The sequence below is a fragment of the Pseudonocardia sp. Cha107L01 genome (assembly GCF_052566575.1).
This window is the reverse complement of record NZ_CP199579.1, coordinates 1057476-1082608: the sequence shown is the minus strand read 5'-3', so window position 1 is coordinate 1082608 and position 25133 is coordinate 1057476. Positions and strand designations below refer to the sequence as shown.

General features: G+C 70.2%; 27 protein-coding genes, 2 tRNA genes and 1 pseudogene. 15 read left to right on the top strand and 15 right to left on the bottom strand.

Annotation, left to right across the window (positions count from 1 at the left end; all coding sequences use genetic code 11):
* Positions 1 to 16 precede the first annotated feature (16 nt).
* The 5 genes from gyrA (at position 17) to ACTXG6_RS05170 (ending at position 4462) form a co-directional block, all read left to right on the top strand.
* Positions 17 to 2539, top strand: a complete 2523-nt coding sequence (gyrA, locus tag ACTXG6_RS05190; protein WP_445189917.1) for a DNA gyrase subunit A — start codon at positions 17 to 19, stop codon at positions 2537 to 2539.
* A gap of 104 nt (positions 2540 to 2643) precedes the next feature.
* The gene (locus ACTXG6_RS05185; RefSeq protein WP_445186618.1) at positions 2644 to 4002 is read left to right on the top strand and encodes a DUF3566 domain-containing protein; all 1359 of its coding nucleotides are present in this window, start codon (positions 2644 to 2646) and stop codon (positions 4000 to 4002) included.
* Between the two features lie 110 nt (positions 4003 to 4112).
* Positions 4113 to 4186 (top strand) — tRNA-Ile (locus ACTXG6_RS05180).
* A 40-nt stretch (positions 4187 to 4226) separates the two neighbouring features.
* Entirely contained in the window at positions 4227 to 4340 is a 114-nt protein-coding gene (locus ACTXG6_RS05175) for a DLW-39 family protein (protein ID WP_445186617.1), read from the top strand.
* A 46-nt stretch (positions 4341 to 4386) separates the two neighbouring features.
* A tRNA-Ala gene (locus tag ACTXG6_RS05170) sits at positions 4387 to 4462 on the top strand.
* Between the two features lie 206 nt (positions 4463 to 4668).
* On the opposite strand, the gene ACTXG6_RS05165 is transcribed toward ACTXG6_RS05170, so the two are convergent.
* Both ACTXG6_RS05165 and ACTXG6_RS05160 read right to left on the bottom strand, forming a co-directional pair.
* Positions 4669 to 5187 carry a phosphotransferase family protein gene (locus ACTXG6_RS05165; protein ID WP_445189916.1) on the bottom strand — a complete coding sequence of 173 codons (519 nt, stop codon included), beginning with the start codon at positions 5185 to 5187 and terminating at the stop codon, positions 4669 to 4671.
* A 286-nt stretch (positions 5188 to 5473) separates the two neighbouring features.
* Entirely contained in the window at positions 5474 to 5647 is a 174-nt protein-coding gene (locus ACTXG6_RS05160) for a hypothetical protein (protein WP_445186616.1), read from the bottom strand.
* A 96-nt stretch (positions 5648 to 5743) separates the two neighbouring features.
* On the opposite strand from ACTXG6_RS05160, the gene ACTXG6_RS05155 reads away from it, so the two are divergent.
* The 6 genes and pseudogenes from ACTXG6_RS05155 to ACTXG6_RS05130 all read left to right on the top strand — a co-directional run bounded on the left by ACTXG6_RS05155 (position 5744) and on the right by ACTXG6_RS05130 (position 10441).
* On the top strand, positions 5744 to 7066 hold the full coding sequence (locus ACTXG6_RS05155) for a LuxR C-terminal-related transcriptional regulator (protein WP_445186615.1): 1323 nt from the start codon (positions 5744 to 5746) through the stop codon (positions 7064 to 7066).
* Positions 7067 to 7178: 112 nt separating this feature from the next.
* Positions 7179 to 7904 carry a hypothetical protein gene (locus ACTXG6_RS05150; RefSeq protein WP_445186614.1) on the top strand — a complete coding sequence of 242 codons (726 nt, stop codon included), beginning with the start codon at positions 7179 to 7181 and terminating at the stop codon, positions 7902 to 7904.
* A gap of 78 nt (positions 7905 to 7982) precedes the next feature.
* Positions 7983 to 8156, top strand: a pseudogene (locus ACTXG6_RS05145) (VOC family protein); the annotation flags it as partial.
* Entirely contained in the window at positions 8090 to 8437 is a 348-nt protein-coding gene (locus tag ACTXG6_RS05140) for a VOC family protein (protein ID WP_445189915.1), read from the top strand. The pseudogene ACTXG6_RS05145 and the gene ACTXG6_RS05140, both read left to right, overlap by 67 nt.
* Before the next feature lie 189 nt (positions 8438 to 8626).
* A complete protein-coding gene (locus ACTXG6_RS05135; RefSeq protein ID WP_445186613.1) occupies positions 8627 to 10093 on the top strand; it encodes a 4-hydroxyphenylacetate 3-hydroxylase family protein in 1467 nt (488 codons plus the stop codon).
* Positions 10094 to 10096: 3 nt separating this feature from the next.
* The gene (locus ACTXG6_RS05130; RefSeq protein WP_445186612.1) at positions 10097 to 10441 is read left to right on the top strand and encodes a cupin domain-containing protein; all 345 of its coding nucleotides are present in this window, start codon (positions 10097 to 10099) and stop codon (positions 10439 to 10441) included.
* 408 nt (positions 10442 to 10849) lie between these two features.
* Here ACTXG6_RS05130 and hxlA read toward each other — a convergent pair whose 3' ends face one another.
* Both hxlA and hxlB read right to left on the bottom strand, forming a co-directional pair.
* Positions 10850 to 11473 carry a 3-hexulose-6-phosphate synthase gene (gene hxlA / locus ACTXG6_RS05125; protein WP_445186611.1) on the bottom strand — a complete coding sequence of 208 codons (624 nt, stop codon included), beginning with the start codon at positions 11471 to 11473 and terminating at the stop codon, positions 10850 to 10852.
* A gap of 47 nt (positions 11474 to 11520) precedes the next feature.
* Positions 11521 to 12093 (bottom strand): 6-phospho-3-hexuloisomerase, encoded by a 573-nt coding sequence (gene hxlB, locus ACTXG6_RS05120; protein ID WP_445186610.1) that lies wholly within the window; start codon positions 12091 to 12093, stop codon positions 11521 to 11523.
* 187 nt (positions 12094 to 12280) lie between these two features.
* Here hxlB and ACTXG6_RS05115 point away from each other — a divergent pair, with 187 nt between their 5' ends.
* Positions 12281 to 13522: a LuxR C-terminal-related transcriptional regulator gene (locus ACTXG6_RS05115; RefSeq protein ID WP_445186609.1), complete on the top strand. Its 1242-nt coding sequence runs from the start codon at positions 12281 to 12283 to the stop codon at positions 13520 to 13522.
* Positions 13523 to 13527: 5 nt separating this feature from the next.
* Here ACTXG6_RS05115 and ACTXG6_RS05110 read toward each other — a convergent pair whose 3' ends face one another.
* From ACTXG6_RS05110 to pdxR, 6 genes are all read right to left on the bottom strand, one after another.
* Positions 13528 to 13857, bottom strand: a complete 330-nt coding sequence (locus ACTXG6_RS05110) for a hypothetical protein (RefSeq protein ID WP_445186608.1) — start codon at positions 13855 to 13857, stop codon at positions 13528 to 13530.
* Positions 13858 to 13915: 58 nt separating this feature from the next.
* Positions 13916 to 14260 (bottom strand): hypothetical protein, encoded by a 345-nt coding sequence (locus tag ACTXG6_RS05105; protein WP_445186607.1) that lies wholly within the window; start codon positions 14258 to 14260, stop codon positions 13916 to 13918.
* A 134-nt stretch (positions 14261 to 14394) separates the two neighbouring features.
* On the bottom strand, positions 14395 to 14865 hold the full coding sequence (locus ACTXG6_RS05100; RefSeq protein ID WP_445186606.1) for an ester cyclase: 471 nt from the start codon (positions 14863 to 14865) through the stop codon (positions 14395 to 14397).
* A 252-nt stretch (positions 14866 to 15117) separates the two neighbouring features.
* Positions 15118 to 15387 carry a dihydrofolate reductase family protein gene (locus ACTXG6_RS05095; protein ID WP_445186605.1) on the bottom strand — a complete coding sequence of 90 codons (270 nt, stop codon included), beginning with the start codon at positions 15385 to 15387 and terminating at the stop codon, positions 15118 to 15120.
* Between the two features lie 82 nt (positions 15388 to 15469).
* Positions 15470 to 15913 (bottom strand): DoxX family protein, encoded by a 444-nt coding sequence (locus ACTXG6_RS05090; RefSeq protein ID WP_445186604.1) that lies wholly within the window; start codon positions 15911 to 15913, stop codon positions 15470 to 15472.
* 180 nt (positions 15914 to 16093) lie between these two features.
* Positions 16094 to 17533 (bottom strand): MocR-like pyridoxine biosynthesis transcription factor PdxR, encoded by a 1440-nt coding sequence (gene pdxR / locus ACTXG6_RS05085; RefSeq protein WP_445186603.1) that lies wholly within the window; start codon positions 17531 to 17533, stop codon positions 16094 to 16096.
* Between the two features lie 47 nt (positions 17534 to 17580).
* Between pdxR and ACTXG6_RS05080 the strand changes: the two genes are divergently transcribed.
* The 3 genes from ACTXG6_RS05080 (at position 17581) to ACTXG6_RS05070 (ending at position 20118) form a co-directional block, all read left to right on the top strand.
* Positions 17581 to 18087, top strand: a complete 507-nt coding sequence (locus ACTXG6_RS05080) for a carboxymuconolactone decarboxylase family protein (RefSeq protein ID WP_445186602.1) — start codon at positions 17581 to 17583, stop codon at positions 18085 to 18087.
* On the top strand, positions 18084 to 18812 hold the full coding sequence (locus tag ACTXG6_RS05075) for an isocitrate lyase/PEP mutase family protein (protein ID WP_445186601.1): 729 nt from the start codon (positions 18084 to 18086) through the stop codon (positions 18810 to 18812). The genes ACTXG6_RS05080 and ACTXG6_RS05075 overlap by 4 nt, the downstream gene beginning before the upstream one ends.
* Positions 18813 to 18900: 88 nt before the next feature.
* Positions 18901 to 20118 (top strand): MFS transporter, encoded by a 1218-nt coding sequence (locus ACTXG6_RS05070; RefSeq protein ID WP_445186600.1) that lies wholly within the window; start codon positions 18901 to 18903, stop codon positions 20116 to 20118.
* On the opposite strand, the gene ACTXG6_RS05065 is transcribed toward ACTXG6_RS05070, so the two are convergent.
* The 5 genes from ACTXG6_RS05065 to ACTXG6_RS05045 form a co-directional block, all read right to left on the bottom strand.
* Positions 20115 to 21089, bottom strand: coding sequence for a helix-turn-helix domain-containing protein (locus ACTXG6_RS05065; RefSeq protein ID WP_445186599.1), 975 nt, complete (start codon positions 21087 to 21089; stop codon positions 20115 to 20117). The genes ACTXG6_RS05070 and ACTXG6_RS05065 overlap by 4 nt on opposite strands.
* A 45-nt stretch (positions 21090 to 21134) precedes the next feature.
* Positions 21135 to 21965, bottom strand: coding sequence for an oxidoreductase (locus tag ACTXG6_RS05060; RefSeq protein ID WP_445186598.1), 831 nt, complete (start codon positions 21963 to 21965; stop codon positions 21135 to 21137).
* A gap of 218 nt (positions 21966 to 22183) precedes the next feature.
* Positions 22184 to 22540: a hypothetical protein gene (locus ACTXG6_RS05055; protein WP_445186597.1), complete on the bottom strand. Its 357-nt coding sequence runs from the start codon at positions 22538 to 22540 to the stop codon at positions 22184 to 22186.
* A 169-nt stretch (positions 22541 to 22709) separates the two neighbouring features.
* Complete coding sequence (locus tag ACTXG6_RS05050; RefSeq protein WP_445186596.1) at positions 22710 to 23546, bottom strand: enoyl-CoA hydratase/isomerase family protein; 837 nt, start codon at positions 23544 to 23546, stop codon at positions 22710 to 22712.
* Positions 23543 to 25081, bottom strand: coding sequence for an AMP-binding protein (locus tag ACTXG6_RS05045; RefSeq protein ID WP_445186595.1), 1539 nt, complete (start codon positions 25079 to 25081; stop codon positions 23543 to 23545). Before ACTXG6_RS05045 ends, ACTXG6_RS05050 begins: the two co-directional genes overlap by 4 nt.
* Positions 25082 to 25133: the final 52 nt, after the last annotated feature.

Below are 25133 nucleotides of genomic sequence, written 5' to 3'. Positions count from 1 at the left end.
CTACGTGACGGACACCATTGACCCCACCGCCCCACCCCCCGGTGGCGGTGACCGGATAGAGCCGGTCGACATCCAGCAGGAGATGCAGCGCTCCTACATCGACTACGCGATGAGCGTGATCGTCGGCCGGGCGCTGCCGCTGGTCGAGGACGGGCTCAAGCCGGTGCACCGCCGGGTGCTGTACTCGATGGGCGAGAACGGTTTCCGGCCGGACCGCAGCTACGTCAAGTGCGCCCGCGTGGTCGGCGAGGTGATGGGTAACTACCACCCGCACGGCGACTCGTCGATCTACGACGCGCTGGTCCGGCTGGCCCAGCCGTGGTCGATGCGGTACCCGCTGATCGACGGCCAGGGCAACTTCGGCTCGCCGGGCAACGACCCGGCCGCCGCCATGCGGTACACCGAGTGCCGGCTCTCCCCGCTGGCCATGGCGATGTTGCAGGACATCGACGAGGACACCGTCGACTTCGCCGACAACTACGACGGCAAGACGCAAGAGCCGTTGGTGCTGCCGGCCCGGGTGCCGAACCTGCTGATCAACGGCAGCTCCGGCATCGCGGTCGGCATGGCGACCAACATCCCGCCGCACAACCTGCGCGAGGTCGGCGCCGGCGTGGTGTGGGCGCTGGAGAACTACGAGGCCAGCGACGAGGAGTTGCTGGCCGCTCTCATGGAGCGGATCAAGGGCCCGGACTTCCCCACCTCGGGCCTGATCGTCGGGCGCAGCGGCATCGAGTCGGCCTATCGCACCGGGCGGGGCTCGGTCCGGATGCGCGCGGTCGTCGAGGTCGAGGAAGACGTCAAGGGCCGGGTCATCCTGGTGGCCACCGAGCTGCCCTACCAGGTCAACCCGGACAACGTGATCGAGTCGATCGCCGGGCTGGTGCGGGACGGCCGGCTGGCCGGCATCGCCGAGATCAACGACGAGTCGTCGGACCGGATCGGCATGCGCATCGTGGTCACGCTCAAGCGTGACGCGGTGGCCAAGGTGGTGCTGAACAACCTCTACAAGCACACCCAGCTGCAGTACAGCTTCGGCGTCAACATGCTGGCCATCGTCGACGGGGTGCCGCGCACCCTGCGGCTAGACCAGGTGGTGCGGCACTACATCCGGCACCAGATCGAGGTCATCGTCCGGCGGACCCGGTACCGGCTGCGCAAGGCCGAGGAACGGGCCCACATCCTGCGTGGTCTGGTCAAGGCACTGGATGCCCTCGACGAGGTCATCGCGCTGATCAGGGCGTCGGCGACGGTCGACGTCGCGCGCACCGGCCTGATCGAGCTGCTCGAGGTCGACGACATCCAGGCGCAGGCCATCCTGGACATGCAGCTGCGCCGCCTGGCCGCCCTGGAGCGCCAGAAGATCATCGACGAGCTGGCCGAGCTCGAGGTCATCATCGCCGACCTGCAGGACATCCTGGACAAGCCGGAGCGGCAGCGCCAGATCGTCCGCGACGAGCTGATCGAGATCGTGGAGAAGCACGGCGACGACCGGCGCACCCAGATCATCGCCGACGACGGCGAGGTCACCGACGAAGACCTGATTGCCGTCGAGGACGTCGTCGTCACGATCACCCAGACCGGCTACGCCAAGCGCACCAAGACCGACCTGTACCGGGCGCAGAAGCGCGGCGGCAAGGGCGTGCAGGGCGCGGCGCTCAAGCAGGACGACATCGTGGCGCACTTCTTCGTGTGCTCCACGCACGACTGGATGCTGTTCTTCACCAACAAGGGCCGGGTCTACCGGCTCAAGGCCTACGAGCTGCCCGAGGCCAACCGGGCCGCCCGGGGTCAGCACGTGGCCAACCTGCTCGCCCTGCAGCCGGACGAGCAGATCGCCCAGGTCATGCAGATCAAGGACTACAGCGCGGCGCCGTACCTGGTGCTGGCCACCAAGAACGGCCTGGTCAAGAAGACCAAGCTGGAGGACTTCGACTCGAACCGCACCGGCGGCCTGATCGGGATCAACCTGCGCGACGACGACGAGCTGGTCGGCGCCGTGCTGTGCGGGCCGGACGACGACCTGCTGCTGGTGTCCGCAGAGGGCCAGTCGATCCGGTTCCACGCCGACGACGAGACGCTGCGGCCGATGGGCCGGGCCACCTCGGGTGTGTTCGGTATGCGGTTCAACGGCGATGACCGGCTGCTGTCCCTCGGCGTCGTGCTGGCCGACACGTTTGTGCTGGTCGCCACGGGGGGTGGCTACGCCAAGCGGACCCCGATGGAGGACTACCCGGTCCAGGGTCGAGGCGGCAAGGGTGTGCTGACCATCCAGTACGACCGGCGCCGTGGCACCCTGGTCGGTGCACTGATCGTGGACGTGGCGGACGAGATCTACGCCATCACGTCCAGCGGCGGGGTGATTCGCACCACGGCACGCGAGGTGCGCAAGGCCGGCCGCCAGACCAAGGGCGTGCGGCTGATGAACCTCGGTGAGGGCGCCACGCTGTTGGCGATCGCCCGCAACGCCGAGGCGCTCGACGACCCTGACGAGAACGGCACCGGCGAGAATGGCACCGGCAACGGCACAGCCGGCTAGGACGGACTCACGACACTAGGGTCCTGGGAGCAGAAACCTCGCTCCCAGGACCCTAGGCTCTGGTAGTCCGTCCACGTGTGCACCGAGGAGGTGCGAGGCAGCTCGTGACCAAGCCGACCGACCCCCAGGACTCCAACCGGACCGCGGCCGGAGCCGTCAACGGCGACCCCGAAGCGGCCGCCTCTCCCGCGTCGGACCCCGCCGCCGAACCGGCACGCAACGTCACCGGCGCGGCGCAGGGCGCGGGCAACGGGACAGTCCGACCGTCCCCGAGACCCCGCGTGCCCCGGCCCGGGCCGCCGCCCACCGATGCCGGGGTCGTCCCGGCGCCCGATGCGGCGGTGCCCGAAGCCCCGGCCCCGTCGTCGTTCGAGGCTCCCGGCCCGGACAACGTGGACAGCGCCGTGCCGGGTCATCCGAGTGCTGACAGCGCTGACAGTTCGCTGTCCGGGGCTCCTGTCTCGGATGCTCCTGTCTCGGACGCTTCGGTACCGGACACCGGCCCGACGTCTGATGCGGTGTTCGACCATGAGGCCGAGCAGGCGCTGGCCGATCCGCCGGTCACCTGGCCGGCATCCGCGAAACACGAAACGGCCTCGCCCGGACCGGACCCGGAGCCGGCGGCCGGCGCGATCAACGGCCAGCCCGAGGCCCCGACGGCCGCCCTGCCGCCGCCGTGGCAGCGGATCCCCGAGTCCTCCGAGCCGACCGGGTCGGACACCCGGACCTGGCGGACGGGCGACGAGCCGGTTGAGCAGGCCGCCCGGCCGGCGCCCTCTCCGACACCCTCTCCGACACCCTCTCCGACACCCTCTCCGACACCCAGGCCGCCGTCCCGGCCCAGGGGACCCCGCGCTGCCACCGTGGCGTCCGCCGCTGCCGCCGCCGGCATGGCGACCGAAGCGGTCCAGCGCGATCCGGCCGGCCGCCGGCCCCGGGCGCAGCGAACCGACCAGAACGACCTCGGCCAGGCGCGGACCGTGTCGCTCGAGTCCGGTCGCCTCGGCGGCCGCGCGGCGGAGTCGGAGGCCACCCCGGATTCCGACGAGCGGGCCGGTCCCGGCCGGTCGCCGGGCGGTTTCCCGATGAGCTGGCCGCGCAACCGCCGCCCCCGGCAGGCCAGCCTGCAGCTCAAGCGGCTGGACCCGTGGTCGGTGCTGAAGATCGCCCTGGTGCTCGCCGTGGTGCTGTACCTGATCTGGCTGGTTGCGGTCGGTGTGCTGTATGGCGTGCTGGACGGCATCGGGGTGTGGGACCGGCTGAACGGCCAGTACGCCGATCTGGTGACCGAGCAGGCCGGTGACCGGTTGATCAGCGCCGGACGGGTGTTCGGTGCGGCCGCGGTGATCGGTGCGGTGAACAGCCTGCTGTTCGCGGTGGCGCTGTCGGTCGGTGCGTTCGTCTACAACGTGTCCGCGGACCTGGTCGGCGGTGTCGAAGTGACGCTGTCCGAGCGGGACTGAGCCGTGACCGGGAGGTGTCCTGGCCGTGTCCGGTCGATCTCCGGGCAGAGCCGGCCCGGTTTCGGCCCGGTTGACGGGCTGAGCTAGGCTCGTCAACGCCTCGTTTCGAGGGGCCCATAGCTCAGCTGGTTAGAGCGCGTCGCTGATAACGACGAGGTCGGTGGTTCAAGTCCACCTGGGCCCACTCCAGAACTCCCACTCACACGTAGAGGACTAGGGATCACATGAAGAAGCTGCTGGCTATCGCCGCCGTTGTCGGTGCCGCGCTGTTTGTGTTCACCAAGGTCAGGTCCCGCTCCGGCGACGACCTCTGGCAGCAGGCGACCTCGAACAGCTGACGCACCGCACACTGTGGCGGGTGGGATGTCGAACCCGCCCGGAACCGGGGACGTAGCTCAATTGGCAGAGCACCGCCTTTGCAAGGCGGGGGTTAGGGGTTCGATTCCCCTCGTCTCCACCAGCTAGACCAGCGGATACACCGCTCACCGGCTCGGCCGGCAGCATGGACGAGGCCTGCGGCAGGCGTTGCCGCAACGGCGAACCTACCGTCGGCCACCGAGTAGCTGGTCCGCACGAATGTCGGGACTGTCCGGCACCGACCGCCGCCCGGGCCGGCCCGAGCTGACGACGTACACGACTGTGCCGGAGCCGGATGCGCCTACTAGCCTAGGTCAGCAGTGCCAGCGTCTCGTGGTCCTCGATGGCGGCGACGTGCCGCTCTGACATGGCGAACACCCGCTCCCGGGGTTGCATCCGGGGGCCGGTCAGCGACCACAGGAACCCGTGCAGGTGCTGGCGTCGGTAGTCCTGCCATATCTGATCCGGGGTGGTGGGCGTGCCCCCGGCGGCGGTCAGCGCTTCGCGGTAGTGGTCCAGGAGCGCTCGTTCCTGGGCCCGGCGGTCGTCGACGGTGAGCGCCCCGGCGATCCAATAGGCGACGTCGTCGAGTGGCGGGTTGGCGCAGATGCCCTGCCAGTCCAGGAACGCGGGACGTCCGTCGGCGTCGATGTAGGTGTTGCCGATGTGGGGGTCACCGTGGCTGATCGCCCTCGGTGCGGAGTCCTCCAACTCCCACAGCCGACGGAAGGCGGCGAGCACTCGCTTCATGTCCCGCAGGTCGTCGGGGATCGGGGGGCCGTCGGGCCCGCCGAAGTGGTTGTCCCAGTACTCCGGGGTGAAGAACATGTCGGCCACGGCTCGCACCGGCCCCTGCGGCGCCAGCGTGCCCGGTCTTGGACCAGTGGTGCCGGCGCGGGTAGTAGCCGTGATCTCGGCGCTTGCCACCACACCCCCCACGCCGGCGTGCCCGTGGCGGGTATGCAACATCGAACGAGGAGGGCCGGGTTCGGGGCCCTGATCGGTGTCCTGGGGGATTACGCTTTCGTTTGTGGATGGCTCGGCGCTGGTTGAATCGGCGCAGGTCGCGCTGGCCAGGGGCGATGTCGTCGGCGCGCTCGCTCACTTGCGCGAATCAGTCGCCGGGGATCCGGACCCGCTGGCTCGGCAGATGCTGGGGGGCGTGCTGCTGTTCGATGACGACCTGATCGGTGCCCGGCGGGAGTTCGAGCTGGCTTTTCGCGAGTGGAAGGCGGCGGGTGAACCGCGGGCGGCCGCGCTCGTCGCGGCTGCGCTTGTTGACCTGCACACGTCATGGTTCGGGAATCGAGTCGTGGGGCATGGTTGGGCGTCGCGGGCACGCCGGCTGTTGGTGGGTGAGGGCCGTTGCGTAGAACAGGGTTATGTGGAGCTGGCGGTCCTCGCGTGCGAGGCGGAGGACATCGACCGTCTAGAAGAGGCGGCGCGGATGGCGCTGGAGTTGGCGATCGAGTTCGCTGACACCGACCTTGAGGTCCGAGCCCTCGCCGACAGCGGTTATGCGCTGGTGGTGCAGGGCCGGACAGCCGAAGGGTTTGCCAGGCTGGACGAGGCGATGGCGGCGCTGTCTGCCGGCGAGGTGCGTAACCCGGCAACCGCTGGGATGAGCTACTGCGCATTGTTAGGGGCGTGTGACCGCACCGGTGATGTGGCGCGTGCCGAGGAATGGACCCGGGTGATCGCCGCGACACTGACTGAGCCGCTCGGCGGCCGGCCCCGGGCACTGCACACCCATTGTCGTCTGGTGTACGGGTCGGTGCTGTGCGCGGCGGGAAGGTGGCCAGAGGGCGAGGCAACTCTGCTGGAGGCCCTGGGGCCGGAAGGGTCGGTCATCTTCGCCCACCGCGCCGAAGCAGCGGCGCGGCTGGCGTCGCTGCGCGTACTGCAGGGCCAGGTGAGAGAGGCAGCCGAGCTGCTGCGGCCGTTCGAGGACCGCCCGAGCGCATGCGAGCCGCTTGCTCGGGTGTACCTGGTCACCGGGCAGCTCGACCTGGCAGCAGCTGTCGCCCGCCGTGGCCTGGAGGGCGCCGACGGTGACCGCCTGCGGGTCGGCGTCCTGCGGTCGATTTTGGTCGAGGTCGAGCTGGCCCGTGACGACGTGGCCGCCGCGGCCGCGCACGCCGACGAGCTGGCCGAGCTGGCCGAGCTGGCTGATAGCCGACTGCTTCGGGCCGACGCCGCGCTCGCCGCCGGTCGCGTGGCCGCCGCGCGCCTTGACCCTGAGGCGGCCATCGCAAGCTTCGAGCGGGCGCGGTCTCACCTGCATCCCGACGAACGCCCGCTGCTGGCCGCGATGGTGTTGCTGGAGCTGGCCCAGGTGCGTACCGATGTCTGTGACCGGGGCACGGCGATTGATCACGCCCGCGCGGCCGTCGAGATCTTCGAGCGGCTCCGCGCCCCTTTGCTTGTGGATCGCACTGAGGCGTTGCTGCGCTCCCTCGGAGTCCGGGCCCGCTCGGTCGCCCGTCAGCCGGCGGCGGCGGTAGCCGGGCTGAGCGCACGGGAACAGCAGGTGCTCGGCCTGCTGCGCGAGGGCCTGACGAACGCCGAGATCGGTGGGCGGCTGTTCATCTCCGCCAAGACCGCCGAGCACCACGTCGGCCGTGTGCTGGCCAAACTGGGGGTGCGCAGCCGGGCTGAGGCCGCCGCGGTCGCGGCCGCCGCGGCGCAGACCCCCCACCGACCCTGATCGGGCGTGTAGGGGGACAAATTGGGGACTCGCCCGATGTGGCGATGAGCCGATCGGCTCACCCTCTGGGACGGCCCGCCTGATAGGGGGCGGCCCGAATCCTGGAGGACGGATGGAGACGAAGGTCGACGAGATCGCCGAGGGCATCTACCGGCTGTCTACCTGGGTGCCTGAGATCGCTCCGCCCGCGGGCCTGACGTTCAACCAGTTCCTCATCCATGCCGAGGAGCCCCTGCTGTTCCACACCGGTCCTCGGGCGATGTTCCCCCTCGTGTCCGATGCGGTAGGGCGTATATGCCCGGTCGCGGAGCTGCGGTGGGTGGCCTTCGGGCACGTGGAGTCCGACGAGTGCGGCTCGATGAACCAGTGGCTGGCAGCAGCCCCCGACGCGAAGGTCGCGCACGGCGCGCTCGGCTGCGAGGTCTCGCTCAACGACCTGTGCGACCGGCCGCCTCGACCGATGGCCGACGGCGAGGTGCTCGACCTCGGCGGCAAGCGGGTGCGGCACCTCGATACGCCACATGTGCCGCACAACTGGGAGGCCCGAGTCCTATACGAGGAGAGCACCGGCACGCTGCTGTGCGGCGATCTATTCAGCCACCTCGGCGATGGCCCCGCACTCACAACCGACGACATCGTGGGCCCCGCGATGCACATGGAGACGATGTTCCGGTACTCCTCGCTGGGGCCCGACCTGCCGGTCACCCTCGCCCGGCTGGCCGAGCTGGACACCTCAACGCTGGCGCTCATGCACGGGTCGTCCTTCACCGGCAATGGTCGCAACGCGCTGCGGGAACTCGCCGACGCCTACGACGCCCGCTTCCTGGCCCACGCCTGATCGCCCGGTTCGCAACGCCAGGGTCGGCGCGACTGGCACGTGACCTACGCGGCTCAAACGACCCAGAGGAGGAGTGACATGACCAGCATCGAGACGAAGCCGACGCCCGATACCGCGGTGCAACCGGCCCTCACCGCGATCCACCATGTCGGCATCACGGTCACCGATGCCGAGACCAGCGCCACCTGGTACGAGCGAGTGCTCGGCTTCCAGCGCCAGTTCGAGGAGCGGCACCATCGCAGCGACGCCGGTGGCTACACAATCGTGCTCGGCCCACCCGACTCCTCATTCAGCCTGGGAGTCGATCACCACCCAGCGAACTCCGGGGACAACTTCGACCCGACCCGAACCGGGCTCGCCACCTGTCCTTCCAAGTTGCCTCGGTCGATGCCCTACACGCGTGGGTGGCGCACCTGAACAGCCAGGACGTCACCAACTCCGGGGTGTACCCCATGGAGGGCTTCCCGCTGTCGCTCGTGACATTCCGCGACCCGGACGGCGTGCAACTCGAGCTCATCGCCTTTCACTCCTGAACAACGTGAGCCCGGCATCAGCCGACCACCGCCGGCGGCGCTCCTTCCGCGTCGCCATGCATGGGGACACCCGGCGACCCACGTGAACGGCTTCTCATGGTCGATGAAGGTATACATCCGGCGCCGCGAACTGCCAGAGGCGGCTGAGCGGCCCGGTCCCGCGGATACGAGGTCAAGGAGGACCTGATCATGCGCACGGGCAAGGAATACCTAGAGTCGTTATGTGATGGCCGCACGGTGATCGTGGAGGGCGAGTACGTCCAGGACGTCACCGCACACCCGGCGTTCGCCGGAATCGTTGGCACGGTGGCACAGATGTATGACTTCGCCGCTGACTCCACGAACGGGATGACCGCCGTCGCGCCCGAGACGGGGCGGGAGGCACTCAAGCCGTTCATGATCCCGCGAACCCCCGAGGACTTGCGCGAACGCCGGGAGTCGATCACCAGGTGGGCCCAGTTGTCGCACGGCTTCGTGGGTCGGGGCCCCGACCACGTCGCATCCTTCCTCGCCGGGTTCGCCGGCCATCCCGAGGTATTCGACCGCAACGGGCGCCGGCTCGGGGCCAATGTCACCAGGTGGTACCGCCGGCTGCTGGATGACTCCCTGTTCTTCAGCTACGTGATCGTCCCGCCGCAGGTGAGCCGAGCAACCACAGCGCACGGCTGGGACGGCGACTTCGTGCAGGTCGGCGTGGTCGAGGAGAACCAGGACGGCATCGTGCTGCGCGGCGCGCAGATGCTCGGCACCAGCACAGCGGTCAGCGACTATCTCCTGGTGTCCTGCATCAAGCCGCTCACTCCCGAAGATGTCGACCACGCGTTCACCGCCGTGGTCCCCGTGGCCGCGCCGGGGTTGAAGACGTACTGCCGGCGGCCGTACGCGGTCGGCCAGCCCAGTGCCTACGACTATCCGATGTCGTGCCGCTATGACGAGTCCGACGCGCTGGTTGTGTTCGACGATGTGCTCGTGCCCTGGTCGGACGTGTTCGTGTGCCGGGAAGTCGACGGGCTGCGTGCCCAGTTCTTCGAAACCAGCGCCCACGTGTTGGGCAACAGCCAGGCGCAGATCCGGTTCGCGACGAAAGTGCAGTTCCTAGCCGGAGTCGCGCGCAAGATCTGCGAGGTCAACCAGATTGACAAGATCCCGAGCGTGCTGGAAAAACTCGGTGAGCTGGCTGCTCTTGCGGCCACCGTGGAGGGGCTGATGCTGGCGGCGGAGTATACCTGCTCAGTCGACATGCAGGGCGTCTGCCGGCCGCACCCTCGGTTCGTCTACAGCCCTATGGCCCTGCAGGCCGAGACCTACCCCCGGATCCTGCACATCATTCGCGAGCTCGCCGGCGGCGGCGTGATCCAGCTTCCCGCTTCGTACAAGGAGTTGATCGACGACCGGACGCATGACGACATGGCGCGCTACGTGCAGTCGCCGGGCTACCCGGTTGAGGAACGGGTGAAGCTGTTCAAGCTCGCCTGGGACGTCGTCGGCTCCGAGTTCGCGGGCCGCCACCACCAGTACGAAATGTTCTATGCGGGCGCGCCGTTCGTGGCGAAGGGCTACGCCTACCGCAACTACGGATACGAGGACGCCGCGCGCGCCGTCGACGTGTTCCTCGACAGCTACAACCTCGCGTCAGCGACCGGTGGAGCGAGGTAGGTCATGGCGAAACCCGAACGCGAGTTCTCCTCCGGCACCGCCGTCGAATGGACGCCGGTGCCGGGCAGCGCCTGCCCCGGCCTTGACGAGCGCGTCCTGGCCAGCGACGGGCACGTCGCGACCCGAATCCTGCGCTTCGCGCCCGGCACCGACACGACCCCGAACGGAGTGCAGCTACACGACTTTTGGGAAGAGGTCGACATCCTCACCGGGTCCATCACCGACCTGTGCGGGCAGACCTTCACCGAGGGCGCCTACGCCTGCCGCCCGCCCCGTATGCCCCACGGCACGTGGCGCTCGCCGGACGGGTGCACCAGGTTCGAGGTCCGCTACCCGGACTCCGGGTAACCGTGATGCCCAGCCATCAGGCCCCTCCCCTGACGGCGCCGCGCTGCGACGGACGCGCGCCGCTGGTTCCTGCACACGCACGACATGATGAACGTCAACAGGCTCACCCGGAACGGCGTGGCCCGGGCTGCCGAGGTGCTCCCGGCAGGGCTGCTGGATCCACCAGGACGTGCACGCCGGGAACTGGGACCAAGCCGCCGTCGACCTCGGCACCCTCGACAGCTTCCATCCCGAGACCGCGCCCTCCGGACTGAAGGTGGTGCGCCCGAGGGAGACCGCCTGAACGGCGATGCTCTGCCCCGCCTGGCGGCGTTGCCGAAACATCCCCATATCCCGGGGATGTTTCGGCGCCTTGCCATCGTTGAGCCGTGTCGCCACTGAACGCCGGGCGTGCGCCCACGATCTTGATCAGACGATCGCGTCGCGGAGAGCCTTCGCGGCGACCGCGGGGTCATCCGCACCGTAGATGGCACCACCGGCGACGGCGACGGTCGCTCCGGCGCGCTGGACCGCGGTGATCGTCCCGACGTTGATGCCGCCGGCGACGGAGAACGGCACCTGCGCCTTCTCGCCCTCGTCCAGCAGCGTCTGGAACGTGAAGCCGGCCTCGGCCTGCTCGTCAAGTCCGGCGTGCATTTCGACGAACTCGGCGCCGAGGGCGCTGACCTCGCGCGCCCGGGCCGCCTTGTCCTTGACCCCGATCAGGTCGACGACGACGCCCTTGGCGTGAGCCTTAGCCGCCTTGATGGCGCCGATGATCGTGGAGTCGCCCGCGGTGCCCAGAACCGTGACCAGGTCGGCCCCGGCCTTGAACGCGATGTCCGCTTCGAGAGCGCCGGCATCAGCGGTCTTGAGATCGGCGAAGACGATCTTGTCCGGGTGTGCGTTCTTCACCGCGGTGACCGCCGCGAGGCCCTCGCTCTTGATCAGCGGAGTACCGAGTTCGATGATGTCCACGTAGGGGGCCACCTTCCCGGCCAGCGCGAGCGCGTCGTCGGTCGTGAGGACATCCATCGCCACTTGCAGTTTCATTGTTCTCTTCTCCTTAGTTGTTGTTCTTCTGTTTGGTTCCTCGGGGGTCACTCGAGATTGGCGTGCCTCGGCCACAGCTCCTCGGCGGGACTTCCGTCGATCTGCCACAGGGCGTGGAACAGCGCGTCGGTGACGAGCAGCAGGCTTTGTTCGAACAGACTCCCGCTGTACTGGTGCGAAACAGTCGTGCCGTGGTCCTGCTTCTGCGCCGCCGGAAGGACGACCACCCGGGTCGCCAGGTCGGCGAGCGCGCTGTCCTCGGCGGTCGTGAACGCCACGACGTTCGCGCCGACCTCCCGGCTCTTCGCGGCGGACCGCACGACGCTCGGGGTGGTCCCGGAGCCGGACGCCGCGATGAGCAGGTCGCCGGCCCCGATCGCGGGTGTTGTGGTCTCGCCCACCACGTGGGCGGCCATCCCCAGGTGCATGAGCCGCATCGCGGTCATCTTCAGCACCAGGCCGGAACGGCCGGCCCCCGCGACGAACACCCCGGGCGCGGTGCGGATCAGGTCCGTGAGCCCTTCGAACTGTGTCCGGTTCAGCAGCTCGACGAGCTGCGTGTTCTCCTTCAGGACCGTATCCAGACCGATGGAGAGAAAGACGAGATCTTCGTGCGCCATATCTCCACTGTGGCCCCCCTGATCAGGTAGGCGCCCCAGTAGATGGCATGGTTCTACCTACCTGAACGGGTAGGTTGCCGCGCGGTCGATCGCGTACACTGCGGGAGTGAGCGTGATGATGCCCCCTCGTCTCCCGCCGATCGGCGGCGCCCACGGGCGCCCGAGTGACGCGGCGACGACGCGGTCAGTGCTCAGGTCGCTGGCGCATGTCCTCGAGGCCCCGCTCCTGGAGATCGCCGAGCGTTTCTCGACCGCGCTCGCCGCGTACCTGCCGCACAGCGCGTTGGTGATCTTCACCGAGGCGTGCATCGGCCGGCCGCAGAAGAAGGCCGGCGACGAGGCGATCATCTCGCGGGTGACCATCGGGGAACTCGACGACCTTCGGGTGGTGCTTCCGCGCAGCGGGGCGTGGTGCGGCCGGCCGGTTCTCGGTGGCACCGAGCGGGACGCGATCGCGTGGATGGCGTCAACGGGCGCGCTGCTGGTGCTCACCGACCCGCACCTCGCTACCTCCGCCGACGATGACCTGCGCGAACTCACCTCGTTCGTCGACGAGCTCTGGCAGATGGTTGCCGTACGCATCCAGCAGCAGGTCGCCGCCGCTCCGCCGGCATACCTTCGCGAATCACGGGCCGCGTCCAGCGAGCGCACCCGCGTCATCGCCGAACTGACCGACGTGCACGCGACCACGCTGGAGACGCTGCTGGCCGCGCTGCGCTCGGCGGAGCTCGATGACGCGCGGGCCCGGCGGACCGCCACCGACCTCGCGGCGGCCGCGATGGTGCGGCTGCGCACCGTCAGCGATCGCGATCGCAGCCTCGCCGAGGAACCGGTCAACGCGGCGTTCGCGCGCCTGCGGGAGGACCTGCGGCCACTCGTCCGGTTCGGGAACGTCGATGTGCAGTTCATCGCGCCGCCGGTCGACGGCCGGGCGTTGCCGGGCGAGGTCGCGCACACGGCCCGGGCCGTGGTGCGCGGCACCATCCTGGCGATGGTCGACCAGAGCGAGGTCGGCCGGATCCGTGTCCAGTGGGATTGCGACGGCACCAACCTGCTGATGAACATCCGCGACGACGGGCCGGGCGGCCTGTCCATCGACACGCCCGCGATGCATCAGCTCGTGCTGCGCGTGCACGCCCTCAACGGCGTGGCGACCACGCACTCGACGCCCGGGTGGGGATCAGAACTCGATGTCCGGATTCCACTGGACCCGCTGGAGCCGCCGCTCGGGCACCTCGAGGAATGGGGACTCGGGGTGCGTGAGCTCGAGGTGCTCAAGCATGTCGCGGAGGGGCGCCGCAACCGCTCCATCGCCCACGAACTGGGGATCAGCGAGAACACCGTCAAGTTCCACATCGCGAACTTGTTTCGGAAGATGGGCGCGAGGTCGAGGGCCGAAGTCGCGGCGATGGTCCATGCCGCCCGATGACGTGGTCAAGAACTGGTGCCGTATTCCCACTGCAGTGGTGAGCCGGGGCGGTAGCGGGCGGGCAATCCAGAAGTGTTGTCTCGCCCGGGCGCCGCGGTGGGTTCGCGGCTCTCGGCGGCGGCGAGCGTGGCGATCAGTCGTGCGGGCAACGCGGCGGGGTGTGCGGCGTGGCCGGAGTCGACGTAGCTGCGCAACTCCCGGTCGATGAGCTCCCCGACGGGACCCGGGTAGGCGTGCAAGGCATAGGCGGCGGCGCGCAGCGCGGCGTGTGTGGTGTCACGGCTCAGGGCTGGTGCGGCGGGTGGGAGCGGCGTGGTGGTTAGTGGCTGCTGCATGTGTGTTCACTCCTGGTAGCGGCGTGGGCTGGTTGGCGGAGGACTGTTGGGATCCCGGCTATTGCCGGGGAAGCGTGGGACGTCGCGCAACGACGTCGGCGTCGGTCACCTCTTGGGCCAGCCGCATGATCAGCGCACCACCGTCGAAGCGGTAACCGAAGTCCAGGAACGCGTGGATTTCACGATGAATCAACTCGCCCACCGATCCGGGATGAGTGTTCAACGCCCGGTGTGCGGCGACCGCCAGTCGTCTGCGCTCGGCGTCCGGCATCCCCCCGCGAACGGATGGGTCACCTCGGGTTTCTGCTGGCCCCCGGGTTGTCGTACTTTCCGGCGCGGCGCGCCAGTTTTGGGTGAGAACCACGGATTCCGGCCTGTGGCGGTTCTCGGAAGTACTGGTCATGGGACGAGCTCCTGATCATCAGGTCTGGGACGTGCGGTGGCAGGATCGGTCTTTCGCTCTCTGGCCTGCTGGTAGTGCGGATGCGGCTGGTGACCTCGCCGACCGGAGTGCCCGGTCCGCGAGGTCACCGCTCGTCACGCCTGTGCGATCAGGTCGAGCTGGCGCAGGACGGTGACTCCGTCGTCCAGTCCGATCTCCTCGATGATCTGGCCGTTCTCGACCTTGAGGATGGTGATGCCGGTGAAGCGCATCGTCTTGCCGGTGCCAGCTGGCAGCGAACCGATGGGCATGTCGTCGAACGCGTCGCCGGTCTGGGTGCCGCCGCCTTCCCACTGGCCCACGACGTAGTCGCCCTCTGCGATCAGGTCGGCCGTGCCCCAGAAGTTGAGATCCGGGAACGCGGCGCGGAATTTGCTGGCGAACTGGCGCACCTGCTCACGCCCCTGGCATGGAGCGTGCAGTGAGTACTCGAACCGGATATCGGGAGCGGCGAGCTCGTCGATGACCGCTGGGTTGAAGTCCTTTCCCCAAAATTCGCTGAACCAACGCCCGACGATGGCCTTGTTCTCTTCTGCGTTCTCTCCTGCGTTCGCTTCTGCCGACATAATTGGCGCCTTTCCCGATGGTCAATGAATCGCTCGGCTGCCTCTTACCGAGGCGCCTTGTCGGGTAGACGTCGGCTGCGGCCGGAACGTGAGGCCGAGGACTCAAAAGATTTCGGCGGACCCGGGCCCGGGCTGTCGGATGGCGAGCTTGCCGTCCTCAACAGTGAACCCGCCCACCCCGAACGACGTCGGTCGCAGCACCTGGTAGACCGCGCCGGCGCGGGTGATCTCGCTGTCGACCAGGGTGTACGCCTAGGTGCTGGCCCCGTCCGTGAAGAGGCGCTTGCCGGAGCCGAGCACGATGGGGAAGACCAGCAGCCGGTACTCGTCGACCAGCCCGGCGTCGTGCAGGGTGCGGGCGAGCTGGCAGCTGCCGTGCACCTGCAGCTCGCGGCCGGGCGTGTCCTTGAGCGCCGACACCGCGGCGAGGACGTCGGACGAGATGACGTTCCCGTTACCGGGGTCCTCGTCGAGGCCGCCGGGTCCCTGCATGACGCCGTCGAGGGTGAGGAAGGTGTGCACGGTGAGCTTCAGCGCGCAGCGCGCGACGAAACCCGACGTGCGCGGTGAGTCTTGAGGGCGGGTGAGGGATGCCGTGGGGCGGTCAGGTCGGCGTGGAGGCGCGGGGGACGGACGGTGTCGGGGTACGGAATCGGGTGATCAGGGAGTCGAGGGAGAGTCGACCTCCGTGCAACCCGGCGACCAGCGCACCCACGCCCAGTACCAGCGCGAGCTGCGAGTCCCCGCGCCAGTGCAGCAACCCGGTGAACCCGACGGTGAAGTAGATGACACCGAGTGCGTCGAGGAAGAGCAGTGTCCCCGCCACCGGCAGAGCGATCCCGATGATCAGCGCGATTGCCACCGCGAACTCCACGATGGACGCGTACCAGGCCGACACCACCGGCAGGTAGACGCCCGTGCGGGCGAAACCGGCCGCGACCCTCGCCGGATCCTGGATCTTGGGCCAGCCGTGCGCGATCCACGCCAACCCGATGCCGATCCGCGCGACCAGCGCGGTGACGTCCCGGGACCAACTCGGCAACCTCACGATGACGACTCCTTCGGGCCTGCCTACCGGTGGAACCACCCGGCAGCCACGGCCGGGCCGATCCACTGCATACCCAACGCGTCCTCGAGCGGAATCGGTGCGTCCCGACCCGGCGGGGCTCTCAGAGTCCCTCAGTGGGCCGGGCGCTCCCCTTGGACGACGAGCCGGACAGCTCCCGGCCTACGGCAGCACCCTGCACAGTGCGTCCAGAGCGCCCGCCCACGCGCTGTCCGAGGGTGTCGCGTAGCCGACCACCAGCGCGTCCTGCTCGGGCAACCGCTGCCCGGAGTCCGCCGCGTCGTGGCGAAACCGCGCCATTCCGCTGACCGCCAGGCCCAACCAGGCCGCTGCCTCGACGACGGAGCGCTCGGTCCCCCTCGGCAGTTCGACGACCGCGTGCAGCCCGGCGGCTATGCCGGTCACGCGGATGCCGGGGGCGCTCTGTGCCAGGGCCGCGACCAGCTGGTCGCGGCGGCGCCGGTAGCGCAGCCGCATCGAGCGCACCTGACGTTCGTACGCACCCGACGCGATGAACTCCGCGAGCGTCAGCTGCTCCAGCGCACTCGTCATCCAGTCGCCGTGCCCCTTGGCCGCCACGATCTCCGGCACCAGCTCCTCGGGCAGCACCATCCAGCCGAGCCGCAGCCCCGTCACCAGTGACTTGCTCGCCGTGCCGAAATACACCACCCGCTCCGGGTCGAGGACCTGCAGGGCGCCCACCGGCTGACGGTCGTATCTGAACTCCCCGTCGTAGTCGTCCTCCAGAATCAGCCCGCCGGTGGCACGGGCCCAGTCGACAGCCGCCGCGCGCCTGTCCGGGTGCAGCGCGACCCCCGTCGGGAACTGATGCGAGGGTGTCAGCAGTACCGCGCCGACTCCGCGCAGCTGCGCCAGGTCGTCGGTGCGTGTGCCACGTTCGTCCACGGACAGGGGCGGGATGCGCAGGCCGGCGTCCGTCAGCAGGCCCCGGTGAATGTCGAGGCCGTACGACTCGACGGCCACCGCCCGCACCCGCCGCGCCCGCAGTGCCTGTGCCATCAGCATCAGGCCGTGGTGGAAACCGGAGCAGATGACGATCCGTTCCGGGTCCGCGTACACGCCGCGGGCCCGCGCCAGATAGTCCGCGACGACGGTGCGCAGTTCTACCCGGCCGAGGGCGTCGCCGCGGCCGAAGGCATCGTGCGGCGCCGCGGTCAGTGCGCGGCGGGCGGCGGCGAGCCACTGCGTCCGGGGGAACGCCGCGAGGTCCGGCGAACCCGGCACCAGGCTGTACGTGGGACGGCGCCGGGTCGGCCGGGTACGGGGAGCGGCGGGCGCGGCCCTGCGCGGTTCGGCCCGCCTGGCCACTCGGGTCCCGGACCCCTGCCGCGCGGTGAGCCAGCCCTCGGCGACCAGTTCGGCGTAGGCGTTGGCCACGGTGTTACGGGCGACGCCCAGGTCGGCGGCGAGCGAGCGGGAGGAGGGCAGCCGGGTGCCGGACACGAGACGCCCCGTGCGCACAGCCTCCCGCAGAGCGTCCATGAGCCCGGTGCGCAGCCCGGATCCGTTCAGTTCCAGATGCAGGTCCGTACCGAACGCGGAAGGCGGGTCGGCCGCCGAATTGGCCCACGAATCGGTCATAGAAATGGACCATACCCCTGTGCCACCGGGCACGTAGCGTCGTAGCCATGACGACGAACGAAGCGCAGGAAAGCAAGCAACACCTCCCCGAACACCCAGCGCGCCTGGACTGGGCGAAGCTCGCCCCGGAGGCCTACCGGGCCATGATCCGTCTCGACGCGGCCGCGAGGAAGGGCGTCGAGCCGACCTTGTTCGAACTGGTCAAGATCCGCGCGTCCCAGATCAACCACTGCGCCTTCTGCCTGGATATGCACAGCAAGGACGCGCTGGCGGCCGGCGAGTCGGCGGAACGGATCATCCAGCTCAGCGCGTGGGAGGAGTCGAAGCACTTCTACACGGCGAAGGAGATCGCGGCGATCGAGCTGACCGAGGCGATCACCGTTCTCACGGACGGATTCGTCCCCGACGAGGTGTACGCGAAGGCGGCGAAGGAGTTCGACGAGACCGAGCTGGCCCACCTCATCGCCGCGATCACGGCGATCAACGCCTGGAACCGCTTCGGGGTGTCCACCCGGTCAGTCCCCGGCCACTACACGCCGGGCGACTTCGGGTGACCGTTACCGCCTTCCGTGCCCTGCATCACGACCGCGCCGCCGACGACCCGCTCGTCCTGCCGGGGCCGTGGGACGCGGGCAGTGCCCAGGTCCTCGCCGACGCGGGCTTCCCCGCGCTCGCCACCCCGAGCGCCGGGATCGCCGCTTCGCTCGGCTATCAGGACGGCGCGACCCCGCCCGAGGAGATGTTCGCCGCGGTGGCCAGGATCGTCCGGGCCGTCTCCGTGCCGGTCTCCGCGGACCTCGAGGGCGGCTACGGCCTCGCTCCCTCGGAGTTGGTGGGGCGGCTCCTGGAGACGGGCGCCGTCGGCTGCAATCTGGAGGACTCCGAGGAGGGCACCTCGCTCAAAGAGGCTGGGCGGCACGCGGATTGGCTGGCCGAGGTACGGGCGGAGGCGGGTGACGCTCTCTTCGTCAACGCGCGGGTCGACACGTTCCTGTTCGGGACGGGTGACCCCGCCGACGCCGTGGCACGCGCCCGTCTGTACCTGGCCGCCGGCGCCGACTGCGTCTACCCGCTCCTCGCGCCGGCCGAGGTGCTCCCGGAGCTGCGGGCGGGTATCGACGGTCCTCTCAACATGGCTGCCGGGCCGGACAGGGAGTCCGTGGCCGAGCTGGCCCGGCTGGGCGCGACGCGGGTCACCTTCGGCCCGGGGATGCAGCGGCACGCGATGGGCTCGACCGGCGAACTCGCGGCGCGGCTGCGCTCGGTGGACGCCGGGTAGTCCCGCGGCGGCTTCCGGGAGGGGCTGTCCGGAAGTGTTCGGAGGTTGGCGTTCCAGTCACTCGCGGTCGATCTCCCCGGCGGCGAGCATGGTCGGCGTGACGAAGCGAATCGCGGTGCCTGAGGCAGGTGCCACCAGGGAGCGGCTGGCCTGGTGGGGTGCCGGGCTCGCGGTGGCCGCCGTGGGCTGGGGCGCTCAGCAGTTCACCCCGCTGTTGCTGCTGTACCAGGCCGAACTGGGACTGTCGTCGACCGTCGTGCAGGCCACCTTCGGGCTCTACGTGCTCGGGCTGATCCCGGGCCTGCTGCTCGGCGGTCCGGTGTCCGACCGGTACGGCCGGCGCCGGGTGATGGTCCCGACCCTGGTCGTCTCGGTGGCCGGCACCGTGGCACTGATCCTCGGCGGCACCGGCGTCGGGTGGCTCTTCGCCGGCCGGCTGCTGGCCGGCGCGGCGAGTGGGGCGGCGTTCAGCTCCGGCGCGGCGTGGATCAAGGAGCTCGGTAACGCCGGCGGCCCGGGCGGCGCCAACCCCGGGCCGAGGCGGCTCACCGTGACGATGAGCATCGGCTTCGGGCTCGGGCCGCTGGTCGCCGGCGCGGCGGCCCAGTGGGCGCCGGCGCCGACCGTGCTGCCCTACTTGCCGCACCTGGTGCTGGCCGTCGCCGCGATCCCGCTGGCCCTGCGCACCCGGGAGACCCGTGCCCGGGAGACCGGGGCGCCACGCCGCCGGCCCACGCTCCCGACCGCGGCGAAACGGCGGTTCCGGACCGTGGTGGTGCCGCTGGCGCCGTGGGTGTTCGGCTCCGCGTCGATCGCGCTGGCCTACCTTCCCGGGCTGGTCAAGGATCAGCTCGCCGGCCATGCGTTGATCTTCAGCGCGGTGGTCACGCTGCTGACCGCCGGCGCCGGCATCGCCGTGCAGCCGCTGGCCCGGCGGTTGGATCACGGGCGTGAGCGCCGGCTGCTGGCCACTGCGCTGGGCATCGTGGTGGCCGGGCTGCTGGTGGCGGTGGCGGCCTCGGTCCTGCTCAGCCCAGCGCTCGTGGTGCTCGCCGCCCTGGTGCTCGGCGCCGGCTACGGCTGCTGCCAGGTGTGCGGGCTGCTGGAGGTGCAGCGGCTGGCCCCGCCGGAGCAGCTCGCCGGGATGACCGCGAGCTACCAGGCGGTGTCCTACCTCGGCTTCCTCGCGTCGTTCGCGCTGGCCGCGGCGGCCGGGGTGGTGCCGCCCAGTGCGCTCCTGGTCGCCGTCGCGGTGCTCGCCGCGCTGACGCTGGCCTGGACGACCTGGCAGGCACGCCGCCCTTAGTCAGCCAGTAGATCGGCGGGAGCGGGCGGTTCGGGTGCGAAGGTGCGGCGGTAGGTGTCCGGCGGCACCCCGACCGAGCGGCTGAAGTGCCGGCGCAACGTGGTCGCGGTGCCCATGCCGGTGCGGGCGGCGATCTCCTCGACGCTGTCGTTCGTGGTCTCGAGCAGCTCCTGGGCCCGGTGGATGCGCTGGGTCAGCAGCCACTGCAGTGGGGCGGCCCCGGTGACCGCGTTGAAGTGCCGGGCCAGGGTGCGCGAGCTCATGTTCGCCCGCCGCGCCAGGTCGCCGACGGTCAGCGGCTGCTCGAGCCGCGCGATCGCCCACGGCAGCAGCTCGGCCAGGCCGTGGTTGCCGCCGACCGACGGCAGCGGCGTGGGGATGAACTGGGCCTGCCCACCGGTGCGGTGCGGCGCCACCACCAGCCGCCGGGCCAGCGCATTGGCGACCGCGGCGCCGTGGTCGAGCCGCACGATGTGCAGGCACAGATCCATCCCGGCCGCCTTGCCCGCCGAGGTGAAGATGCCGTCGTCCTCCAGGTACAGCACCTCAGGGTCGACCCGCACCCTCGGGTACCGCTGCGCCAGGAGGTCGGCGTGCAGCCAGTGCGCGGTGGCCCGCCGACCGTCCAGCAGCCCGGCCGCGGCCAGTACGAAGGCCCCCGAGCAGATGGACACCACCCGCGCGCCGCGTTCGTGGGCCGCGCGCACCGCGTCGACCAGGTCGGCCGGCTGGCTCTCGTGCACGTTGCGGCAGGCCGGCACGATCACCGTGTCCGCCGCGACCAGCACGTCGAGGCCGGCCGGCCCGTCGACCTTGAACCAGCCGCCGACCCTGGCGTCGTCCGGCCCGCAGACCGCGAAGTCGTACCAGGGGTCGGCGAGGTCCGAGCGGTCCACGCCGAAGACCTCACACGGGGCGGCCACCTCGATCAGCGGGATCCCCTCGGTGACGGCCAACGCGACACTCGTCATGGCTGGAAGTGTACGGATGGACGTGCTTCAGTCATCCCGGGCGCGCTACTCGGTGAACGCGGTCGACTCACTCAGCTCGCGCCATTCGGCCAGCTCCTCGGCGACCAGCTTCAGTTTCGCCTCCACCCGCGCGACGCTGTCGGCGCCCAGCTGTATGCGCAGCGGTGGGTTCGGCGTGCCGGCGACCTCCAGGATCGCGGCGGCGGCCTTCCTGGGGTCGCCGGGCTGCTGTCCGTTCGCCGCTTCGAGCCGGCCGCGCATCGCGTGCGCGGTATCCGCGTAGTCGTCGATGCTCGGGTCCACGAAGCGGATGCTGCTCGGCGCCAGGAACTCGGTGCGGAACGCGCCGGGCTCGACGACGGTCGCGGTGACGCCGGTACCGGCGAGCTCGGCGGACAGCGCCTCGGTGATGCCCTCGACCGCGAACTTGGTCGCCCCGTAGATGCCGCTGCTCGGGATGGTCACGAACCCGCCGATCGAGCCGATGTTGATGATCCGGCCGGACCGCCGCGCCCGCATCCCGGGCAGTACCGCGCGGGTCACCCCGAGCAGGCCGAACACGTTGACGTCGAAGACCTCGCGGGCCTCGGCGTCGGAGATCTCCTCGACGGCCCCGAGCAGCCCGAAGCCGCTGTTGTTGACCAGCACGTCGATCCGGCCGAACGCCGCCGTCGCCTCCTCGACCGCCGTCGCGGCCCGCCCCGCGTCGGTCACATCCAGCGACACCGCGAGCAGTCGCTCCGAACTGCCGAGCGCCCGGGTCACCGCCGCCTTGTCGCGTGCGGTGGCGACGACCTGGTGACCGTTCTCCAGGGCGGCCCTAGCGATCTCGAGCCCCAGGCCGCGTGACGACCCGGTAATGAACCACACAGACATCGAGCATTCCCTCCCGGCAGCCGCGCTGACCGCGGTGCGTTCCCCCTGTACCGGGGGCCATGACCTCGATCATCGGGAGCGCGCCGGGCGGCTGCCAGGGGGTAGTGCACCCAGGGACCGGCGCGGCTACCCGGTGGCCGGCACCGGGCGAGCGGCGGGTCCGGCGGTGGCGCTGCCGGTTTCGGTGGCGCTGCCGGTCCGCGCTCGTGCCGGGGCGGTCAGGCGCTGATGTCCCAGGTGCCGCTGCCGCTCTCGCGCACCGCGACGACCGGGTGGGCGGTGTTCGCCCAGCACCGCCCCACACCTGCCCAGAAGATCGGCGGCGTGCGGTCGGAGTAGAAGTCGACCATGGCGCCGCGCTCGGCCCACCCGGAGTTGTTCTCCAGGCGCACCACCCGGCGCAGCTCCGGCTTGTCCCCGTAGCGGACCACGGCGCGCACCCTCGGCCCGGGATCGGCGTCCAGGTCCGGCCGCCACCAGCTGCCGCCCTCCGGCGGCTGGGTGGGCAGGCCGCAACGGCACGCGTCCACCGCCGTTGTGTTGATCTCTGCAGAGTGGCCCCGAACTAGCTCCACACCAACTCCCGATGCACACGTTCGACGGTTACGGGACGGAACGTCCAGGTTAAGTGAGTTGTCCGGCACCCACGATGTCTCGTCCCGCCAAAGCTGTCCGGAGCCGTTGTACGCGGCGTACAACATCAACTTCGGGGTTCGGGAACGAGCAGGTCAGAGCTCTACCTGTTCAGCCGCGGACCGGCGCGGGTCGCCCGTTCGAGGCCGGCGCGGAGCGGAACGCCTCGGCCGCCGCGCGGAACTCCGGGGTGTGGATGCAGGACAGCTGGGCGACCAGTTCGGCGTCGCTGACCGCCGCCTGGGCCGGCATCGCCGCGTGGTCGATGATGCCCTTGACCAGGCCGTTCGCCGACGGTGAGCAGGCCAGCAACTCGCCGACGAGCACACCGGTGGCCTCGGCGAGCCCGTCGGCGGCGGCCACCCGGTTGGCGATGCCGAGCTCCCCGGCCCGGATCCCGTCGATCATCGCCGACGTCATGATCAGCTCCTTGGCCCGGCCGGCGCCGACCAGCGCGGTCAACCGGGAGCAGGCGCCCACGTCCGGTACGACGCCCATCCGGGTCTCCGGCAGCCCCATCGTGGCGTCGGCGGCGACCACCCGCAGGTCACATGCCAGTGCCAGCTCGAAGCCGGCGCCGATCGCGGCGCCGTGCACCTGCGCCACGGTGGGCTTGGCCATCGCCTGCAGCCGGTCGAACGCGCGCACGAAGGCGCCCCGGATGTCCCGCAGCCCGGCCGGGGTGGCCAACTCGACCAGGGTGCCGGCGTCGATACCGGCGCAGAACGCCGGCCCGTCGCCACGGACCACCACGCAGTGCACGTCCGCGTCGTGCTCGACCTCCGCCGCGGCGGAGTACAGGTCGTCCACCAGAGCCCGGTCCAGCGCGTTGCGCCGTTGCGCGCGCCGCAGCACCAGGTGCGCGCAGTGGCCGTCCCGGACAATGTCGACCTGGCTGTCGACCTGGCTGTCGACCTGGCTGTCGACCTGGCTGTCGACCTGGCTCATGTGCCGCTGCCCGCCTGCAGGTAGCGCTCCCGGATCCGCCGCTTGAACAGCTTGCCGGAGTCCTCCCTCGGCAGGTCCCGGTCCAGCACGACCACCCTGGGAACCTTGTAGTTGGCCAGGTTGGCCCGGACGTACTCGCGGATGTCGTCCTCGGTCAGCCCGCTGTCCGGGTCGGTGTCCACGTGCGCGGCCAGCGTCTCGCCGTAGTCGCTGTCGGGGATGCCGAACACCGCCACGTCCCGCACCCCGGGCAGGCTGATCAGGCACTGCTCGATCTCGGCCGGGTAGATGTTCACCCCGCCGGAGATGACCATGTCGTTCATCCGGTCGCTGAGGTAGAGGAAGCCGTCCTCGTCCAACCAGCCGCCGTCGCCGAGGGTGAGGAAGCCGTCGCGGTCCATCGCCCGGCGCTTCTCGTCGTTGCCGATGTAGGTGAAGTCCGGCCAGCCGGGCCCCGGGTTGATGTAGATCTCACCGAAGGTGCCGGCGGGCGCCTCGGTACCGTCGGGCAGGTAGACCCGCACGTCGCAGCCGGCCACCGCCTTTCCGACGGTGCCCGGGTGGGCCAGCCACTGCTCGCTGTCGCAGGCCACCACCGCGCCGGTCTCCGAGCCGCCGTAGTACTCCAGCACGATCGGGCCCCACCAGTCGATCATCTGGCGTTTCACCGTCGGCGGGCACGGCGCGGCCGCGTGCACCACCGCCACCAGCGAGGACAGGTCGAACTTCGTCCGCTCCGGCTCGGGCAGCGCGAGCAGCCGCACGAACATCGTGGGCACCAGCTGCGCGTGCTGGATGCCGAGCCGCTCGACCAGCGCGAGGAACTCCGTCGGCTCGAACCGAGGCATGATCGTCAGGTCCAGCCCGGCGGCCACCGCGAACAGCGCGTGCACGTTCGGTGCCGTGTGGTACATCGGCGCCGGGATGAGGGTGCGGTGCCCGGGCGCCAACCCGAAGGCCTGGAAGATCCGCCCGATGACCTGCTCGCTGAGCGCCGGGTCCATCGGCTCGCGCAGGATGCCCTTCGGCTGCCCGGTGGTACCCGAGGTGTAGATGACGCTCAGCGGTGGCGCGGCGGGCGGCTCGACGTGGTTGGCCTGATCGACCAGCCAGCTCTCCAGCTCCAGGCGGCCGGTATCCGGCCGCTGGTCCGCCAGTGTGTCCGGCAGCCTGAACGCCTGGCGCAGGGCGGCGCTGGGCACCACCTCGACCAGCGGGATCGGGCTGGCCAGCGCTTCCTCCACGACCGGCACCAGGTCGCGGTGCACGAAGGCCGCCTTCGCGCCGCAGTCGGTGATCAGATAGCCCAGCTCGGCGCCCTTCCAGTGCCAGTTGACCGGCACCGGCACCGCGCCGAGCTGCCCGATACCGAGGCTGACCTCGATGAACTCGATGTCGTTGCGCAGCACCACGGCCACCCGGTCGCCGGGCTGGACGCCGAGGCCGGCCAGTCCGGCGGCGATCCGCGACGCCCGTTGCAGGACTTCGTCGCGGGTCCTGCTGCGATCGCCGCAGCGGATCTCTGGCGAGCTCATCGTTGACCTCCGGGCAGTCGGGTGAGGTGCTGGTTACCTTCGTACCGGTTCC